This is a genomic window from Achromobacter agilis, from assembly GCF_900496965.1.
Lineage (GTDB): Bacteria > Pseudomonadota > Gammaproteobacteria > Burkholderiales > Burkholderiaceae_B > Achromobacter > Achromobacter agilis.
The window spans coordinates 31,244-47,379 of sequence record NZ_UFQB01000002.1; the positions used below are offsets into that span (position 1 = coordinate 31,244).

Consider the following 16,136-nt stretch of genomic DNA (forward strand, 5'->3'; position numbering starts at 1 on the left):
ATCCGTACCGATCAACGGAACCGCAGGTGCCGCCGCTGCAAGTCAGCAACGGTCCTGCACCCCATCAGCTTCATGGCGCGCTCGATTTCGATCCGCATCAGTTCCAGCGCCCTTTCCACCCCGGGCCGCCCCGCCGCCGCCAGCGGGAACAGGTAATAGCGGCCCAGCCCCACGGCCTTGGCGCCCAGCGCCAGGGCCTTCAGCACGTGGGTGCCGCGCTGCACGCCGCCGTCCATCATCACGTCGATGCGGTCGCCCACGGCGTCGACGATTTCGGCCAGTTGGTCGAAGGCGCTGCGCGAGCCGTCGAGCTGGCGGCCGCCATGGTTGGACAGCACGATGCCGGTGCAGCCGATGTCGGCGGCGCGCCTGGCATCCTCTACCGACATGATGCCTTTCAGGCAGAACTGGCCGCCCCACTCCTGCACCATCGCGGCAACGTCGTCCCAGGACATGGCCGGGTCCAGCATGTCGGTGAAGTACCGGCTGATGGACATCGCCCCTCCCCCCATGTCCACGTGGCCGTCCAGCTGGGGCAGCCTGAAGCGTTCGTGCGTGACATAGTTGATGGCCCAGGCCGGCTTGACGGCGAATTGGGCGATGCCGGACAGGTTCAGCCGGAACGGGATCGCGAAGCCGGTGCGCTTGTCTCGTTCGCGGTTGCCGCCGGTGATGCTGTCCACGGTCAGCATCATGACCTGGACGCCGGCCTCTTTGGCGCGCGCCATCATGTCGCGGTTCAGGCCGCGGTCCTTGTGGAAATAGAACTGGTACACCTGCGGCCCGCCGCTGATCTTGCGGGCTTCCTCCAGGCTGACGGTGCCCAGCGACGACACGCCGAACATGGTGCCGAACTTGCCTGCGGCCGCCGCCACGGCGCGTTCGCCGTCGTGGTGGAAAAGGCGCTGCAGCGCGGTCGGCGAGCAATACACCGGCAGCGCCAGCTTCTGGCCCATGACGGTTACCGACATATCCACCTCCGCCACCCCGCGCAGCACGTCCGGCACCAGGTCGCAGGCCTCGAAGGCCTGGGTATTGCGCCGGTAGGTGGTTTCATCGTCGGCAGCGCCGTCGATGTAATTGAAGATCGGGCCCGGCAGGCGCTGGCGCGCCATGCGGCGAAAGTCGTGGAAATTCTGGCACTGGTTCAGGCGCATCAGAAAACCTTTATCAACGCTGCGTGTGGGAAACGGCGGGAAACGGCGCCCCAGAGAGTAACAATCAAACCGCCGCCGCAACAAATGCTCCGGCGGACGTTTCCATGCGCCGCCCCGGGCCGGCCTTACTTCCTGGGATAGGACCCCAGCACCCGGAACCCCGGGTTGACCGCCAGGAACTCCGCCAGCTTGCCTTTCTTCGCGTGCCCCGCCACCTCGATCAGGTAGCGGTGCGTATCCAGCGTTTTCTTGCTGGGCCGTTCGTACACCGTCAGGATCTGGGCCCCGGCGGCGATGAGCGAAGCCAGCGAGGCGCCGAACCGGTCGTCCGAGGTGTCGAGCAGCAGGGACGTCTTGTCGTGGCCCGTGGGCGCGGGCATGTCGCGGCCCAGCACCCACCAGCGCGTTACGTTGTGGGGCCCCTCTTCGATGCCGTCCACCAGGGACACCAGGGAGTAGACCGTGGCGCCGACCTTGGGGCCGAACGAGGCCTTGTCCAGCGCCGGGCTGTTGGCGACGGCCTGGGCGGCGGCGCCGCCGCTGGCGGCGTTGGTCTTGCGCACGCCGGGCATTTCGCGATCCACCCAGGGTTTCACTTCCTCGAAGGCGACGGGGTGCGCCAGCACTTCCTTGATGTCTTCGCGCTTGGCGCCGGGCCGAGCCAGCAGGCTGTAGCCCAGCATCTTGGGATACTCGGCGACGATGGTTGCGTTGGGCAGGTCGAGCACGGCGTCCAGGTACGGCGTGACGCCCACCACGGAGGTGGTGACGGGCACGCAGACGCGTTCCAGCTTGCCGCTGGCGTAGTCTTTGAAGAGGTCGTCGCGCGACAGCGGGACCAGGTCCTTGTCGCCGTAGAGGTCCAGGCAGGCCTGGTGCGTCCAGGAGCCGGCTGGGCCCAGGTAGCCGATGGAGCCGGCGGCAGCCGGACTGGCGGAGAGGTTCAAGGTAAGCGAGCCTATGACGGTCAGCGATGCGAGGATTTTCATTTTCCGCTCCAGGGGTCAGCCCGCCGCCACCCGCAGAGCCGCCCCCGCCGAAACCAGGCGGTTGCCGCCCAGCGCCTTCGCGCGGTACAGGGCCCGGTCCGCCGCGGCCAGCGCGTCGGCCAGCGGCGGCGCGTCAAGCTCGTACAGCACGAGCCCGATGCTGACGGTGGCGGGTATTCCGATATTGTCGATCCGGTTGGATATGGTTTCGGCAAAACGCCGCGCCACGGACTCGCCCAGCGCCGCCGCGCGATCCGCGGCGTCACCGGACAGCAGCGCGGCGAACTCCTCGCCGCCGATGCGGGCCAGGATCGCGCCGGGCCCCAGCATGCCACGGGCCGTTTCCGCGAAGCATTGCAGTACCTGATCGCCCTTCTGGTGGCCGTAACGGTCGTTGATGGACTTGAACTGGTCCAGGTCGAACGCCAGCACCGCAACCGGCGACCGCCCCTTTGCCTCGTCGACCAGGCGCCCGCCCTGCTCGAAAAACCAGCGGCGGTTGCCCAGCCGGGTCAGGTAGTCGGTCTGCGATTCGCGCACGAGTTCGAGATGGGTCTCCTCGCGGACGAGCTTGATCAGGGTCATGGGCAGGAGGATGGAATACAGCACGCCTTCGTACATGGTGAGGGTGCTTGCGGTGAGTTGCACCCCTGGGCCGTGCGCCGCCACCCACCAGGGCAGGATGAACGCCCGGGCGGCATAGATCAGCGCGTGGATGCCCGTTACCGCGACGGCGATGCGCAGCGGCTTCAGCGCTTTCAGATCGCCACAGCGCAGCAGTTCCCATGTGGTCCACGCGCTTACGAGCGCGATGGGGAACGCGCTGATGTACTTCCAGACGAGATCTTCCCCTTGCGCGCCCGCCACCGCCCATATCAGGGCCATGACGGCAAGCAGCGCAAGCGGCGCAACGCGGTATCGCTTGCCGCGCAAGGAGGCGGCGCCGTTCATGACCAGCAGGTAGCCGCTGAGGACGACCAGGTTGGCCCCGGCGGAACCGAATGGGCTGGGCGGCACGCTGCGGAACAACGCCCCCGTGCAGCCCAGCGCCAGCGTGGCGAAGCCCGCCGACAGGATCCGCAGCGACCCGCTGCGCTTGGGATGGGCCCGATGCTCCCAGAACGTCAGGCCAGCCGTGGCGAGCAGCGTTCCGATGATGATGAAGTAAAGAGTAAGGAGATCGACGTACATCGGAGCCGTGGGGTATGGCGCCGGCGTGTCGCGGCGGCCAGCCGGAATTTTACGTTGGAAATACTGCAAAAAAGCGTAACAAAACCCCGGAAATGCCCGCAGCAAAGAGGCTCGGCCAGGCCTCACAAGGGACGGCGGCCAGCCAGTCGGACGCGCGTGCGTGGCAAATTTGCCACTCATCTACAATCCTTGGCCGAGCCGGCCGCCGATGCGGCCGGGCAGTAGCTCACAGGTAGTAATGACGCGCGCGAAGAAATCCCCTGCCAAGAAGAAAGGTTCCACCAGCAGATCCACGGCCCGGGCCAGCGCCCGTTCCAGCGGCCGTTTCCCCCGCTTCCTTAAGGCGCTGCTGTTTTCGTCGCTTGCAAGTTTCGGCGCCGCCTCCTATGTCCTGAATCCGCAATGGCGGATCCCCGCGCCCGTGCAAGAGGCGCTGACGCGGCTGGGATGGCCCCAGCACTGGGCACCGCACCGCGAGCCGCAACGGGCACAGCCGCGCGAACAGGCGGCGCCCGCGGCAGTGACGGCGGCGCCCACCGGCGCGCCCGCGCAAACGATGTTCCCGGAATGCCGGCAGTTCTTCCCGCATTCGCGCCCGCCGGAAGTGCCGGGCAGCCAGAAGTTGCGGGAAGTGTGCTTTTCGGCCTTCGCGATCCTGCATAACGGCCAGACGAAGACGCCGGTTTTCGTGGCGGAGCGGCTGAACCGCCAGATGCTCACGCAGGCGCAAGGACAGCGCAGGACCGACAAGTTCTATGCCGAGGCCCGGCTGCCGCGCGCGGAACGGGCGGAGCTGGACGACTACCGGGGATCGGGCTTCTCGCGCGGCCACATGGCGCCGGCCGCCGACATGTCCACGGCCGAGGGCATGGCGCAGAGTTTTTCCCTGGCCAATATGGTGCCGCAGGACCAGACGCACAATGGCGGCGCGTGGAGCAGCATCGAGCAAGACACCCGCAAATACGTCATGCGCGCCGCCGGCGACGTATACGTGTTCACGGGGCCGGTCTACTCCGACAAGCCGAAGACGATAGGTTCCGGCGTGGCCGTGCCCAGCTACATCTACAAGGTCGTGTACGACGCGACCTCGGGGCGCTCCTGGGTGCACTGGCAGGCGAACGCCGCCAGCACCAAGGTCGGGCCGCCGATCAGCTACGAGGAATTCGTGCGGCGCACCGGGCTGAAGCTGTTGCCGGCTGGCGGTTGAGGCCGCCAGCGCGGGCAGAGGAGTCCTGCCGCGTGCCCCTTCAACCGCGCCGGGCGGCCTCGATCGTGGCGATGTCGATTTTCCCCATGGTCATCATCGCCTCGAAAGCGCGCCTGGCCGCCGCGGGGTCCGGATCGGCGATCGCTTCGATCAGCACGCGCGGCGTGATCTGCCAGGACAGGCCCCACTTGTCCCGGCACCAGCCGCAATCGCTCTCCTGCCCGCCGTTGCCAACGATGGCGTTCCACAAGCGGTCGGTTTCGGCCTGGTCTTCCGTCGAGACCTGGAAGGAAAAGGCTTCGCTGTGCTTGAAGGCAGGCCCGCCATTGAGGCCCACGCAGGGAATGCCCGCCACGGTGAACTCCACCGTCAGCACGTCGCCCTGCTTGCCGGAAGGATAATCGCCGGGCGCGCGCAGCACCTTGCCCACGGCGCTGTCCGGAAACGTCTTGGCGTAGAACTCAGCGGCCTCCAGGGCGTCGCTGTCGTACCAAAGGCAAATCGTATTTTTGCTGGCCATCCTGACTCTCCTGAGGAAATCCCGGTAGATCGAGCATAGTCGCTATGCCTGGCCCGTACGCGTTACGAAGCTTTGGAAAATGTTGTCGCGGGGCCGGCGCGGCCGTCGGCGGGCTCTCAGTCGACGACCAGGTAGGCCTCTCCGCCCGGCTTCAAGTATGGGGCCAGATCCTTGAACGGCACCACGGCATGGGTGCCCAGGCACACGCCCATGGCATGGCCCACGCCCGACACCGACAGGCTCAGCATGCCGGGCGCCTCGGCGCCCAGGGCCAGAAAGCTGGGCCAGAGGTCGACGCAGCCTTCCAGGGACTCGCCGTCCGCGGCGCCCGTGGCGTCCGTGGACGCCAGCGCGTTGCGCGCGGCGTTCACCACCTCCAGCAGCGTCGCGCTTTCGGTGCGGAAGCCGTTTCCGTCGGATTCGTATGCGTCGAAGACGTGGTTCCAGTCCAGGTATTCGCCGCGCAGCAGATCGAAGGTGTAGGGCTCGAAATGATTGTTGGGATGCGCGCCGCCGCAGTACAGGCTGCCCGATTCGCTGACCGTCATCAGGGCGGAGGACAACCAGTCGACCTTGATCTCCTCTTCGTCATAGCTGCCCAGCGTGCCCGCCGCGGGATTGTCATCGGTGTAGGCCGATGCCTTGCACGCCAGCGCCGCCAGGCTCATCTGCCAGTGGCGTTGTTCGAGCAGGCCGTTGACGCGTTCCAGGACTTTCGCGTCGGGATGGCGGCTGAGCCGGGGATAGGAAAACTTGGTGCGCGGGTCGCGCCACATGCGGTAGGCCAGCGTGGGAGTGCCGATATCCGGGCCGGCGGGAACGGCGTAACCGGCCAGCTTGCGGGTCTCGTAGGGCGCGCGTTCGGCGTCGATGGACACGTCAAAGGCGATGCCGCTGCCCATGCCGCCGCTGATCGCGTCGGTGACGGCCCGCACGCTGTCCGGCGCCAGCGCGTCGGGGTCGTATTCGGCGACGCGGCGCAACTGGAAGCTACGCCGCTTGCCGGTACGGGCGTCGACCCATTGGCCGCGATAGCCGTCGGCGTCGCGGGCGCCTTGCCAGGCCGCGGCGCGGCCGGCCGGCGCGTCCTCGTCCGGATCTAGCCCGGCTTCTTTGCGTTCATAGTAGGGCTTGGGTTCATAGAGCGCGGCCGGCGTGCCCTTCAAGGGGATGTCCACGCCCTGTTTGGGATAGAAGTAGCGGCCGGTGAGCGTGCCGTCTTGCGCGGCCTCCAGTTCCATCACGACCTCGCCCGCGCCTTGCAGCGTGCCCGCATACACGGTGCGCGGGGCGGCTCCCGCCTGATTGCCGGCGAGCGGCAAGAGGACCAGCGCGAACGCGCCTAGCCAGGGACGAAAGACGCGGACTGGGGATCGGGACATCTGGGACGGACGCGAGAGCGCCAGAGTTGGCCGGATGGAATCACTATACCGGATGACCCGCCCCCGTTTCTTTCGGCACGGCGCCGCGCCGAATACCGCCACATTTGTTACTCCTCCCGCCTTGCCCCCGGTGCAACACTGTCCTCAGGATCGCCAGCCGGCGGCCCGGCCCGCGCGAAAACCGCCCCTGCAGCCGCCCGGCGACCGTTCAACATCAGGAGGTACGACGCCATGACCGCATCCACCGACAAAACACCCCCCGCCCTGCACACGCCCCCGGTCGTCTCGCCGCAGGCATGGGAAGCCGCGCGCGAGCAGCTGCTGATCAAGGAAAAAGCGCATACGCGCGCCCGCGACGCCTTGGCCGCCGAGCGGCGCCGCATGCCGTGGACGGCCGTGGACAAGGCCTACGCCTTCGACGGCCCCGACGGCCGCCGCAGCCTGCTTGATCTGTTCGACGGCCGCCGCCAGTTGATCGTCTACCGCGCCTTCTTCGAACCCGGCGTCTACGGCTGGCCCGAACACGCCTGCCGGGGCTGCTCCATGGTCGCCGACCAGGTGGCCCATCTGGCCCACCTCAACGCCCGCGACACCACCCTCGTCTTCGTCTCGCGGGCGCCGCAGGCGGATATCGAACGCCTGAAGGCCCGGATGGACTGGAAGATGCCGTGGTTCACGCTCACGGACGGCTTCGACACGGATTTCGGCGTGAATGAATGGCACGGCACGAACGTGTTCATCCGCGACGGCAATCGCATATTCCGCACGTACTTCCTGAACAACCGCGGCGATGAGCAGATGGGCGGCACCTGGAATTACCTGGACATCACGCCGCTAGGCCGCCAGGAGGCCTGGGAAGATTCACCCGAGGGCTATCCGCAGACGCCGGCGTACAAGTGGTGGAACTGGCACGACAGCTACGTCGAGGGCGCGGCGCCCGACAAAAAGTGGATGGAAATATCCGACGCGGGCGAGGCGGCGTTCCGCAACAAGGGCAAGTAGACGCCTAGGGGTATTCCCGACCCAGTATTGTGGCAAAAGTGAAATTTACTTAATATTTTTGAAGTGAGAGTGAAATACGAACCAGAGTTTCATGAAAATCGATAAGTCTGAAGACAGCCTGAACTCCGCCGATGAACACGACAAGGCGTTGGGCGAACGCCTGCGGGCGGCGCGCCTGCAACAGGGCCTGAAACTGAAGGACGTGGCGGAGCGCACCGAGATGTCCATCGCGCTGATCAGCCAGGTCGAGCGCGGCATCAGTTCACCGTCCATTCGCACCTTGCGGGCGATCTGCCACGCCCTGGACATCGACGGCGCCAGCCTGCTGACCCCTGCTCCGGCCGGACCGGTAAACGACGATCAGAACGAATTCACGGTCCGGGTATCCGCGCGCAAACCGCTGAAGCTGGGCAACAACGGCGTCACCAAGTACCGCATCACGCCCAGCAGCTGCGCCGCCCTCGAAGGCTTCCTGATGGAGTTGGAGCCCGGCGCCGCCTCCGACCCCGGCTTCCTGGTACAGGCCAGCGACAAGATCGGCTACGTGCTCACCGGCAAGCTGCAGATTTTCGTCGACGACAAATCCTTCCTGCTGGAGGCCGGCGACAGCTATGGCTTTTCCGGCAGCCACCCGTACCGGTGGCAGAACGGCTGGGACCAGAAGACCGTCTTCCTGGTCGTCAACAGCACCCATTTCTACGTCTGACCCTCCCCCTCCCGCGTTTCTCCATCGCACTCCAGCCAATACCAGCAAATAAAAGGCCGCCGCGCGGCCTTGCAAGGGACAACACCGCTATGAATTCGTCTTCAGCATCGATCGGCGCGCGCCCGGCGCGCGTTCCTGCGCGCAAAGGCAAGCTGCGCGATATCGTGGCCGCCAACATCGGCGCCTTCTTCGAGTGGTACGACCTGCTGGTCTATGCGCTGTTCGCGCTGCCGATCTCGCGGCTGTTCTTCCCGTCCAACGACCCGCAGACCGCCCTGCTGTTCAGCTTTCTGACCTTCGCGAGTTCCTACCTGATCCGCCCGGTGGGCGCCGTCCTGCTGGGCATCTACGCCGACAAGAAGGGGCGCAAGGCCGCCCTGTCCCTGACCGCCACGCTGATGCTGATCGGCACCGCGCTGATGGCGCTTATCCCCACCTACGCGACCATCGGCGCACTCGCGCCGGTGGCGCTGGTGGCGGGCCGCCTGCTGCAGGGTTTTTCCGCGGGTGGCGAGTTCGGCACCGCGAACTCCTACCTGACCGAACAGAACCCCAAGCTCAAGGCGTTCCTGGCCAGCCTGCAATTCTCCACCACCGGCCTGGCGCTGGTGGTCTCCGCGCTGTTCGCCTACTTCATCAACCACTACCTCACCGAAGCGCAGATCGATAGCTGGGGCTGGCGCCTGCCTTTCATCTTCGGCTGCCTGATCGGTCCGGTCGCCCTCTACATCCGCTTCAAGATCGACGAAACGCCCGAGTTCGACGGCGAGAAGGCGCAACGCGCCGCGCCGCTGCGCGAGACCTTCCGCCTGCACAAGCGCTACCTGCTGCTGGGCGCGCTGATCGTGGCCGCCGGCAACGTGGCCAGCTATCTCAACATCTACATGCCGACCTTTGCCATCAATAACCTGGGCATCTCCAAAGACGACGCGTTCGTGGCATCGATCTGCAGCGGCCTGGTGTGCACCTTCCTGCCCATGCTGGGCGGGCTGGCCGCCGACCGCTACGGCGCGGTCAAGACCATGGCTTCCGCCCTGGTGCTGGGGCTGATCATCATTGTGCCCAGCTTCAAGGTGCTGACCGGCACTCCCTCTTTCGGCTCGCTGGTGCTGTTCCAGTGCCTGATGTCGCTGGTGTTCTACAGCTTCTACTTCGCGCCGGTCGGATCGCTCCTGGCGCAGCTGTTCCCGACCTCCTGCCGCACCACTGGCGTGTCGATCGCCTACGTTGCGTCGCAGACCTTCTTCGGCGGCATCACCCCTGTCGTAGTGGGTTTTCTGGTGACCCGCACCGGCACAATCATGTCGCCCGCCTATTACCTGATCGCGATCGGCCTCGTCGCCATCGTCGCCCTGGCCAGCGTGCGCGCCAAGGTCCGCTGACCTCCCACCAACCTCTTTCGAACGCCATCCGTTTCATGGACACCCGCATTCCCTCCCACGTGGACGTCGCCATCATCGGCGGCGGCATTATCGGCATCAGCACGGCCTGGGCCCTGGCCCGTTCCGGCCTGCGTGTGGCCGTCTTCGAAAAAGGCGCCGTCGCGGGCGAACAGTCCTCGCGCAACTGGGGCTGGATCCGCTCGGTCGGTCGCGACCACCGCGAACTGCCGCTGGCGCTGCGCGCCAACGCCCTGTGGCGCGAATTGCAGCAGCAGGTCGACGTGGGCTACCGGCAGCGCGGCCTCGCCTACCTGGGCCGCAGCGCCGCCGACATGCAGGGCCATGCCAAATGGCTGGAAGCTGCGCGTCCGTACGCGGTGCCCGCAAGGCTGATCGACGCGGCAGGCCTCCCGGCCCTGCTCGGCGCGCAGAGCGCGCGCGACTGGGCCGGCGCCCTCTACAACGCCGATGACGGCGTGGCCGAACCGCAGCTGGCCACGGCGGCGATTGCCGGCCTGGCGCGCGCGGCCGGCTGCCAGATATTCGAAGGCTGCGCCGTGCGCGGCCTGGACCTGGCCGCGGGCAAGGTGAGCGGCGTCGTCACCGAACGCGGCAGCGTCGGCGCGGCGGCCGTCGTGCTGGCGGGCGGCGCGTGGTCGCGGCTGTTCTGCGGCAACAGCGGCGTGTCGTTCCCGCAGCTCAAGGTGCACGCGTCGGTGCTGCGCACCACGCCGCTCGAAACCGGCATGGACCTGGCCATCAACGGCGGCGATTTCACCTGCCGCAAGCGTGCCGACGGCGGCTATACCGTTTCACAGCTCGGGGCCTCCACGGCCGACCTGACGCCCGACAGTATCCGGTTGATGCGCCAGTTCCTGCCCGCCTGGATGTCCGAGCGCAAATACCTGAAGCTGCGCGTGGGCCGGCGCTTCTTCGAGGAACTGATGATGCCGCGCCGTTTTGCACTGGACGCGCCCACGCCGTTCGAGCAGCACCGCGTCCTCGATCCCCAGCCCGGCATGGCGGCCATATCCACCGCCCTGGAAAAACTCAAGGCGGCCTTCCCCGCATTCGCTGCGGCCCGGGTGGCCGGCGCCTGGGCCGGCATGATCGACGTCACGCCGGACGCCCTGCCCGTCATGTCCGCCGTGGATTCCGTGCCGGGATTCTTCCTGGCTTCCGGCTTTTCTGGCCATGGTTTCGGCATCGGCCCGGCGGCCGGCGAGCTGATGAGCGAGCTGGTCCAGGGCAAGACGCCCAGCGTGGATCCGGCCGCCTTCCGGCTGTCGCGCTTCGCCTAGGGCCGGCTCGCCCTGGTCCCCATTTTTTTCACTCTAGTTTCATGGAGAAAACGCAGTGCCTGACAACAACGCGCGACTGATCCGCTTCAACGGCGGCCCGATGGTCGACCCGGTTCCCGGCAAACCCAAGCAGCCGCTTACCGGCGACGCCTCTTTCCTCAGCGTCAAGGCATTCGACCACCATAAGGCGCGCGCCGGCGTGTGGGAAAGCACGGCCGGCACGTTCCAGGCGAACAACGCGGGCTACATCGAGTTCGGCTACATCGTCGAAGGCGCCTGCCGCCTGGTCGATCCCAACGGCACCGTGCACGCGCTGGCAGTGGGCGACGCCTTCGTCATGCCCGAAGGCTATTCGGGCCGCTGGGAAGTGGACCAGGCCGTAAAGAAGATCTACTTCATCAGCGTCACGCAGTAAACGCCCCGCCCGGATCAGGCCAGCGGCAGCCTCAGCACCTGCTCCGTCGTCAAGACATCCCCAAACGTATCGTCGATGCTCGCCAGGGCGGCGCGGTGCAGGCTGTCGTGGTCCACGACGCTGCCGTCTGCGCGGTCCAGGTCGCGGGTGGCGCAGGCGTCCTCGGCCACGATGACGCCGTAGCCCAGCGGCACGGCGTCGCGCGCAGCGCCCGCCACGCAGGCGTGCGTCATCAATCCGGTGATCACCAGCGTCTTGATGCCGGCGGCCTTCAGGCGCTGGTCCAGGTCGGTGGTGGGAAAGACGCTGACCGAGGTCTTCTGCACCACCGCGTGGTGCGGAGCGGGCCGCAGGTCGGCATGGAATTCGGCCGTGGCGCTGCGCTCGGCGAAGATCGGGCTGCCTTCGGGCGTGAGGTGCTGGATATGGAATACCGGCATCCCCGCCTGGTCGGCATGCGCGATCAGGCGCTGCGCGTTGCCCAGCGCGGCCTTGCCATCGGGAATCGGCATCTTGCCGGTGAAGTACTCGTTCTGGAAGTCGATGACCAGCAGGGCCGTGCTGGAAGCATCGAGAGCGGCCGGAGCGGCGGCGCCGGCCAGGGTGCGGATGGTGGGATGGTTCATGGTTTTGCCTCTGCGGTGTTGAATGGGATCGGGGCCGCGCGGGGCCGCGGGCCGGTTCTGCGCCCTGCAGCGCGGAAGGCTTCAGTGTCCCGCCATGGCGGCTATGGCGATAGTGGCCCGATGGACAACAACTGATAGAATCGGGCCAACCCGAACCTGATCCGTGCCGCAGCGCCGCCGGGGCTCCCCATGCATACCGTCGCCATCATCGCCTTCGAGGGCATCAGCCCCTTCCACCTGTCCGTCCCCTGCATGGTGTTCGGCGACGACCTGGCCCGGCTGGGCGTGCCGCGCTACCGCTTGCTGATCTGCGCCGAGACGCCAGGGCTCATTTCCACCATGTCGGGGTTCAAGATCCAGGTGGAGCACGGGCTTTCCGCGCTGGAACAGGCCGACACCCTCATCATGCCGGCCTGGCGGGACCCCGAAGAAACCGCGCCGCCCGCCCTACTGGAGGCGCTGCGCGCCGGCCACCGCCGGGGCGCCCGGATCGCCGGGCTGTGCCTGGGCACGTTCGTGCTGGCCGAAGCCGGCCTGCTGGACGGGCGCGCCGCCGCCACGCATTGGGCCTGGGGCGATGATTTTGCACGGCGCTATCCCCAGGTCAGGCTGGACCGCAAGTCCCTGTACCTGGACGACGGCGAGATCCTTACGTCCGCCGGCACGGCCGCCGCCATCGATTGCTGCCTGCATCTGCTGCGCTGCGACCACGGGGCGGAGGTCGCCAACCGCGTGGCGCGGCGCATGGTGGTGGCGCCGCACCGGGATGGCGGGCAGGCCCAGTACATCGAGCAGCCGCTGCCCGGCGTCACGGGCTCGGACCGGCTCAGCGCCGCGCTGGACTGGGCGCTGGAACACCTGGAACAGCCCCTTACGCTGGATCTGCTGGCCGACCGCGCCGGCATGAGCCGGCGCAATTTCACGCGGCGTTTCAAGGCCAAGACCGGCGCCACGGTGTCGCAGTGGGTGCTCAACCACCGGCTGGCGGCGGCCCAACGCCTGCTGGAGACCACCAGCAAGGCGGTGGACCGGATCGCCGAACTGGCGGGTTTCGGCTCGCCGGCCTCGTTCCGCCAGCATTTCCTCGGCGCCTTCTCGGTATCGCCGTCGGCGTACCGCCGGCAGTTCAGCGCCGCCCCGGACCGCGCCTTGCCGTAAGACGGCCGGACAATACGCGGCGCGCCGACGCTACAATTCCCGGCACTGCTTTCCAACCCGCCGCACCCAGCTCCATGTCTAATCTCATCGTCCACGGTGGCACGCCTCTGCGCGGCCGCGTCATTCCTTCGGCCAACAAGAACGCGGTGCTACCCGTGCTGTGCGCCACCCTGCTGACCGACCAGCCGCTGCGGCTGCATGGCGTGCCCGACATCACGGACGTCCGCAAGATCCTGGACATCTTCCGCACGCTGGGCAGCGACGTCCGGCTGGACGAGGCCACGCGCACGCTGGAACTGCACCACCGGGACACGGCGTTCGACGCCACGGAGCACCGGCTGCCCGAAGAAATGCGTTCGTCGATCATGCTGGTGCCCCCGCTGCTGGCCCGCTTCGGCGTGGCGCGGCTGGAGGACAACGTCAAGGGCTGCACCCTGGGGGTGCGCGAGATCGATCCGCACGTGGACATTTTCCGTTCGTTCGGCGGCGAGGTGGAACGCGCCAGCGGCTCGCTGCTGGTCCGCAGCAGCGGCCCGTTGAAGCCAACCCACCACTGGCTGGACTACGCCTCGGTGACCACGACGGAGAACTTCGTGCTGTGCGCGGCCGCGGCGCAAGGCGAATCTACCCTGACCAACGCCGCCTCCGAACCGCACGTGCAGGAATTCTGCCGTTTCATGGCGATGATGGGCGCCGACATCGACGGCATCGGCACCTCGCGCCTGACGGTGCGCGGCGGCGCCCGCCTGCGGGGCGGCGAATTCACTTTCGAAGAAGACTTCCACGAAATCACCACCTTCCTCGCGCTCGGCGCGATCACGGGCGGCGACGTGGTGGTGCGCAACAGCACCCCGGGCAATTTCCCGCTGATCGACCGCACCTTCGCCAAGTTCGGCGTGCAGATCGTGCACGAGAACGGCTGGTCGCGCGCGCTGCGCCAGGGGCCGCTGAAGGTGCAGACGCCTTTCACCAGCAATGTGCTGACCAAGGTCGAGGCGGCGCCCTGGCCCTATTTCCCCGTGGACCTGCTGCCGATCTTCATCGCGCTGGGCGTGTGCGCCGAGGGCAACGCCATGTTCTGGAACAAGGTGTATGACGGCGCGCTGGGCTGGACCGGCGAACTGTCGAAATTCGGCGCGCATGTGTTCTCGTCGGACCCGCACCGGGTCATTACTTTCGGCGGCACGCCGCTGACCCCGGCCGTGGTCGAAAGCCCCTACATCATCCGGGTCGCGATCGCGCTCTTCATGATCGCCAGCAGCATCGACGGCCGCTCGGAAATCCGCAACGCCACGCCCATCCGCCGCGCGCACCCGCGCTTCGTCGAAAACCTGCGCAGCCTCGGCGTGCAGGTGGAATGGACCAGCGAAGAGTAAGCCCGGACTAGTGCCGCCGGACTGCTGTCTGGCGGCGGGCGCAAGCCTATACTTGCTCAAGCATCGGCCACGAAGCAACACCTTCAAGGAGGTGTGAAATGAGCAAACTATCCAATGAAGCGCTGGATGCCCTCAAGGCATCCGCAAGGGGCCAGGTCCTGGTTCCCGGCGCGGCGGGCTACGACGATGCCCGCAAAATCTGGAATGCCATGATCGACCGCCGCCCGGCGGTCATTCTGCGATGCGCGGGCGTCGCGGACGTGCGGCTGGCGGTGAATTTCGCGCGCGAGAACGGTTTGGCGGTGGCCGTGCGCGGCGGCGGCCACAACATCGCGGGCACCGCCGTCTGCGAAGGCGGCATGATGATCGATCTTTCCCCTATGAAGTCGGTGCGGGTCGACCCCGCCCGGGCCCGCGCCTTTGCCGAGCCCGGCGCCCTCCTCTCCGACGTAGACCACGAAACCCAGGCCTTCGGGCTGGCGTTGCCGCTGGGCATCAATTCGACGACCGGCGTGGCCGGCCTGACCCTGGGCGGCGGCTTCGGCTGGCTGACTCGCAAGTTCGGCATGACCATCGATAACCTGGTGTCGGCGGACGTGGTAACCGCCGACGGCGGCTTCCTGCATGCCAGCGCGCAGGACAACGAGGAACTGTTCTGGGCGATCCGTGGCGGCGGCGGCAATTTCGGGGTGGTCACGATGTTCGAATACCAGTTGCATCCCGTCGGACCGATGGTCTACGGGGGGCTGGTGGTGCTGCCGCTGGAACAGGGCAAGGAAGCGCTGCGGAAGTACCGCGACGCGCTGCCGTCCATGCCGCCCGAGCTGACGGTCTGGGCGGTGCTGCGGCTGGCGCCCCCGCTGCCCTTCCTGCCGGAGTCGGCCCACGGCAAGCCGATGCTGGCCTTCGCCCTCTGCTACTCGGGCGATCCGGCCCAGGGGCCGACCGCCGTCGAAGCGGTGCGCGGCTGGGGCAAGCCCTATGGCGAGCATCTGGGCCCCACGCCTTATGCCGCCTGGCAAAAGGCCTTCGATCCCCTCTTGACGCCGGGCGCGCGCAACTACTGGAAGTCGCACAATCTGGGCTTCCTGGAAGACGGGCTGATCGACACCATCGTGGCCTCGGTAGATAACCCGCCTTCGCCGCAGTGCGAGATCTTCCTGGGCTATATCGAGGGCGTCGCGAAACGCGTGCCCGTCGCGGCCACCGCCTATCCGCATCGGTCCGCGCAGTTCGCCATGAACGTGCACGGGCGTTGGGACGCGCCGCAGGACGACGACCGTTGCATCGCCTGGGCGCGCGCGCTGTTCAAGGCGACGGAGCCTTTTGCGCAGGGCGGCGTGTATGTGAACTTCCTGACTCAGGACGAGCCGGAACGGCTGGGCTCCGCCTATGGGCCGAACTTCGAACGGCTGACGCGGGCGAAGGCCCGCTACGACCCGAGCAATCTGTTCCGGCACAACCAGAACATCCCGCCGGCCGCCCCCTGACGGTTGTCGGCGCCAGCGCCTTGGCGAACACGCGCCCCTAGCGGCGCGTGTTCAGTTCGATAGCGGCGCGGATCAGCGCCTTCAGTGCTTTCTCATCCAGGGCATCGCCTTCGCGAATATCGATGGCGCGCCGCCTTATCGTCCGCGCCGCAAAGCGGTAGCCTGACATTATTCCGCAGAATGGAATATGACTCACGGCGGCGCTTGGACCAAATCGTGAAGTATTTATTAACG

The 16,136-nt window shown here is 67.1% G+C and carries 15 protein-coding genes and 1 pseudogene; 9 read left to right on the forward strand and 7 right to left on the reverse strand.

Annotated features, from left to right (window positions below):
- Nucleotides 1–11 precede the first annotated feature (11 nt).
- The 3 genes from AGI3411_RS02365 to AGI3411_RS02375 all read right to left on the reverse strand — a co-directional run bounded on the left by AGI3411_RS02365 (nucleotide 12) and on the right by AGI3411_RS02375 (nucleotide 3,337).
- Nucleotides 12–1,157 carry an alpha-hydroxy acid oxidase gene (locus AGI3411_RS02365; RefSeq protein WP_129525818.1) on the reverse strand — a complete coding sequence of 382 codons (1,146 nt, stop codon included), beginning with the start codon at nucleotides 1,155–1,157 and terminating at the stop codon, nucleotides 12–14.
- A gap of 125 nt (nucleotides 1,158–1,282) precedes the next feature.
- The gene (locus AGI3411_RS02370; RefSeq protein ID WP_129525819.1) at nucleotides 1,283–2,146 is read right to left on the reverse strand and encodes a prephenate dehydratase; all 864 of its coding nucleotides are present in this window, start codon (nucleotides 2,144–2,146) and stop codon (nucleotides 1,283–1,285) included.
- A gap of 15 nt (nucleotides 2,147–2,161) precedes the next feature.
- A complete protein-coding gene (locus AGI3411_RS02375; RefSeq protein ID WP_129525820.1) occupies nucleotides 2,162–3,337 on the reverse strand; it encodes a GGDEF domain-containing protein in 1,176 nt (391 codons plus the stop codon).
- 238 nt (nucleotides 3,338–3,575) lie between these two features.
- Between AGI3411_RS02375 and AGI3411_RS02380 the strand changes: the two genes are divergently transcribed.
- Nucleotides 3,576–4,544: a DNA/RNA non-specific endonuclease gene (locus AGI3411_RS02380; RefSeq protein ID WP_129525821.1), complete on the forward strand. Its 969-nt coding sequence runs from the start codon at nucleotides 3,576–3,578 to the stop codon at nucleotides 4,542–4,544.
- Between the two features lie 40 nt (nucleotides 4,545–4,584).
- On the opposite strand, the gene AGI3411_RS02385 is transcribed toward AGI3411_RS02380, so the two are convergent.
- Nucleotides 4,585–5,064, reverse strand: a complete 480-nt coding sequence (locus AGI3411_RS02385) for a VOC family protein (RefSeq protein ID WP_129525822.1) — start codon at nucleotides 5,062–5,064, stop codon at nucleotides 4,585–4,587.
- A gap of 116 nt (nucleotides 5,065–5,180) precedes the next feature.
- Nucleotides 5,181–6,446, reverse strand: coding sequence for a hypothetical protein (locus tag AGI3411_RS02390; protein ID WP_129525823.1), 1,266 nt, complete (start codon nucleotides 6,444–6,446; stop codon nucleotides 5,181–5,183).
- Nucleotides 6,447–6,677: 231 nt separating this feature from the next.
- On the opposite strand from AGI3411_RS02390, the gene AGI3411_RS02395 reads away from it, so the two are divergent.
- The 5 genes from AGI3411_RS02395 (at nucleotide 6,678) to AGI3411_RS02415 (ending at nucleotide 11,252) form a co-directional block, all read left to right on the forward strand.
- Nucleotides 6,678–7,448, forward strand: a complete 771-nt coding sequence (locus AGI3411_RS02395) for a DUF899 domain-containing protein (protein WP_129525824.1) — start codon at nucleotides 6,678–6,680, stop codon at nucleotides 7,446–7,448.
- Nucleotides 7,449–7,539: 91 nt separating this feature from the next.
- Nucleotides 7,540–8,154, forward strand: a complete 615-nt coding sequence (locus AGI3411_RS02400) for a helix-turn-helix domain-containing protein (RefSeq protein WP_129525825.1) — start codon at nucleotides 7,540–7,542, stop codon at nucleotides 8,152–8,154.
- Between the two features lie 89 nt (nucleotides 8,155–8,243).
- Nucleotides 8,244–9,536: an MFS transporter gene (locus AGI3411_RS02405; protein WP_129525826.1), complete on the forward strand. Its 1,293-nt coding sequence runs from the start codon at nucleotides 8,244–8,246 to the stop codon at nucleotides 9,534–9,536.
- A 35-nt stretch (nucleotides 9,537–9,571) separates the two neighbouring features.
- Entirely contained in the window at nucleotides 9,572–10,837 is a 1,266-nt protein-coding gene (locus tag AGI3411_RS02410) for an NAD(P)/FAD-dependent oxidoreductase (protein ID WP_129525827.1), read from the forward strand.
- A 100-nt stretch (nucleotides 10,838–10,937) separates the two neighbouring features.
- Complete coding sequence (locus AGI3411_RS02415) at nucleotides 10,938–11,252, forward strand: cupin domain-containing protein (RefSeq protein WP_425265311.1); 315 nt, start codon at nucleotides 10,938–10,940, stop codon at nucleotides 11,250–11,252.
- Nucleotides 11,253–11,266: 14 nt separating this feature from the next.
- Here AGI3411_RS02415 and AGI3411_RS02420 read toward each other — a convergent pair whose 3' ends face one another.
- Nucleotides 11,267–11,878, reverse strand: coding sequence for a cysteine hydrolase family protein (locus AGI3411_RS02420; RefSeq protein WP_129525829.1), 612 nt, complete (start codon nucleotides 11,876–11,878; stop codon nucleotides 11,267–11,269).
- 189 nt (nucleotides 11,879–12,067) lie between these two features.
- On the opposite strand from AGI3411_RS02420, the gene AGI3411_RS02425 reads away from it, so the two are divergent.
- The 3 genes from AGI3411_RS02425 (at nucleotide 12,068) to AGI3411_RS02435 (ending at nucleotide 15,902) form a co-directional block, all read left to right on the forward strand.
- Nucleotides 12,068–13,036 carry a GlxA family transcriptional regulator gene (locus AGI3411_RS02425; RefSeq protein ID WP_129525830.1) on the forward strand — a complete coding sequence of 323 codons (969 nt, stop codon included), beginning with the start codon at nucleotides 12,068–12,070 and terminating at the stop codon, nucleotides 13,034–13,036.
- Between the two features lie 74 nt (nucleotides 13,037–13,110).
- Complete coding sequence (locus AGI3411_RS02430; RefSeq protein ID WP_129525831.1) at nucleotides 13,111–14,412, forward strand: UDP-N-acetylglucosamine 1-carboxyvinyltransferase; 1,302 nt, start codon at nucleotides 13,111–13,113, stop codon at nucleotides 14,410–14,412.
- A gap of 98 nt (nucleotides 14,413–14,510) precedes the next feature.
- A complete protein-coding gene (locus AGI3411_RS02435; protein ID WP_129525832.1) occupies nucleotides 14,511–15,902 on the forward strand; it encodes an FAD-binding oxidoreductase in 1,392 nt (463 codons plus the stop codon).
- Between the two features lie 37 nt (nucleotides 15,903–15,939).
- Here AGI3411_RS02435 and AGI3411_RS02440 read toward each other — a convergent pair.
- Nucleotides 15,940–16,035: pseudogene (locus AGI3411_RS02440) on the reverse strand (DUF1801 domain-containing protein); the annotation flags it as partial.
- Nucleotides 16,036–16,136 lie beyond the last annotated feature (101 nt).

Excerpts from the sequence above, each read along its gene's own strand:
- AGI3411_RS02400 (WP_129525825.1), top strand. The coding sequence starts at position 7,540 with ATGAAAATCGATAAGTCTGAAGACAGCCTGAACTCCGCCGATGAACAC.
- AGI3411_RS02370 (WP_129525819.1), bottom strand. The coding sequence starts at position 2,146 with ATGAAAATCCTCGCATCGCTGACCGTCATAGGCTCGCTTACCTTGAAC.
- AGI3411_RS02375 (WP_129525820.1), bottom strand. The coding sequence starts at position 3,337 with ATGTACGTCGATCTCCTTACTCTTTACTTCATCATCATCGGAACGCTG.
- AGI3411_RS02405 (WP_129525826.1), top strand. The coding sequence starts at position 8,244 with ATGAATTCGTCTTCAGCATCGATCGGCGCGCGCCCGGCGCGCGTTCCT.
- AGI3411_RS02430 (WP_129525831.1), top strand. The coding sequence starts at position 13,111 with ATGTCTAATCTCATCGTCCACGGTGGCACGCCTCTGCGCGGCCGCGTC.
- AGI3411_RS02415 (WP_425265311.1), top strand. The coding sequence starts at position 10,938 with ATGGTCGACCCGGTTCCCGGCAAACCCAAGCAGCCGCTTACCGGCGAC.
- AGI3411_RS02395 (WP_129525824.1), top strand. The coding sequence starts at position 6,678 with ATGACCGCATCCACCGACAAAACACCCCCCGCCCTGCACACGCCCCCG.
- AGI3411_RS02380 (WP_129525821.1), top strand. The coding sequence starts at position 3,576 with ATGACGCGCGCGAAGAAATCCCCTGCCAAGAAGAAAGGTTCCACCAGC.
- AGI3411_RS02420 (WP_129525829.1), bottom strand. The coding sequence starts at position 11,878 with ATGAACCATCCCACCATCCGCACCCTGGCCGGCGCCGCCGCTCCGGCC.
- AGI3411_RS02435 (WP_129525832.1), top strand. The coding sequence starts at position 14,511 with ATGAGCAAACTATCCAATGAAGCGCTGGATGCCCTCAAGGCATCCGCA.
- AGI3411_RS02410 (WP_129525827.1), top strand. The coding sequence starts at position 9,572 with ATGGACACCCGCATTCCCTCCCACGTGGACGTCGCCATCATCGGCGGC.
- AGI3411_RS02385 (WP_129525822.1), bottom strand. The coding sequence starts at position 5,064 with ATGGCCAGCAAAAATACGATTTGCCTTTGGTACGACAGCGACGCCCTG.
- AGI3411_RS02365 (WP_129525818.1), bottom strand. The coding sequence starts at position 1,157 with ATGCGCCTGAACCAGTGCCAGAATTTCCACGACTTTCGCCGCATGGCG.
- AGI3411_RS02390 (WP_129525823.1), bottom strand. The coding sequence starts at position 6,446 with ATGTCCCGATCCCCAGTCCGCGTCTTTCGTCCCTGGCTAGGCGCGTTC.
- AGI3411_RS02425 (WP_129525830.1), top strand. The coding sequence starts at position 12,068 with ATGCATACCGTCGCCATCATCGCCTTCGAGGGCATCAGCCCCTTCCAC.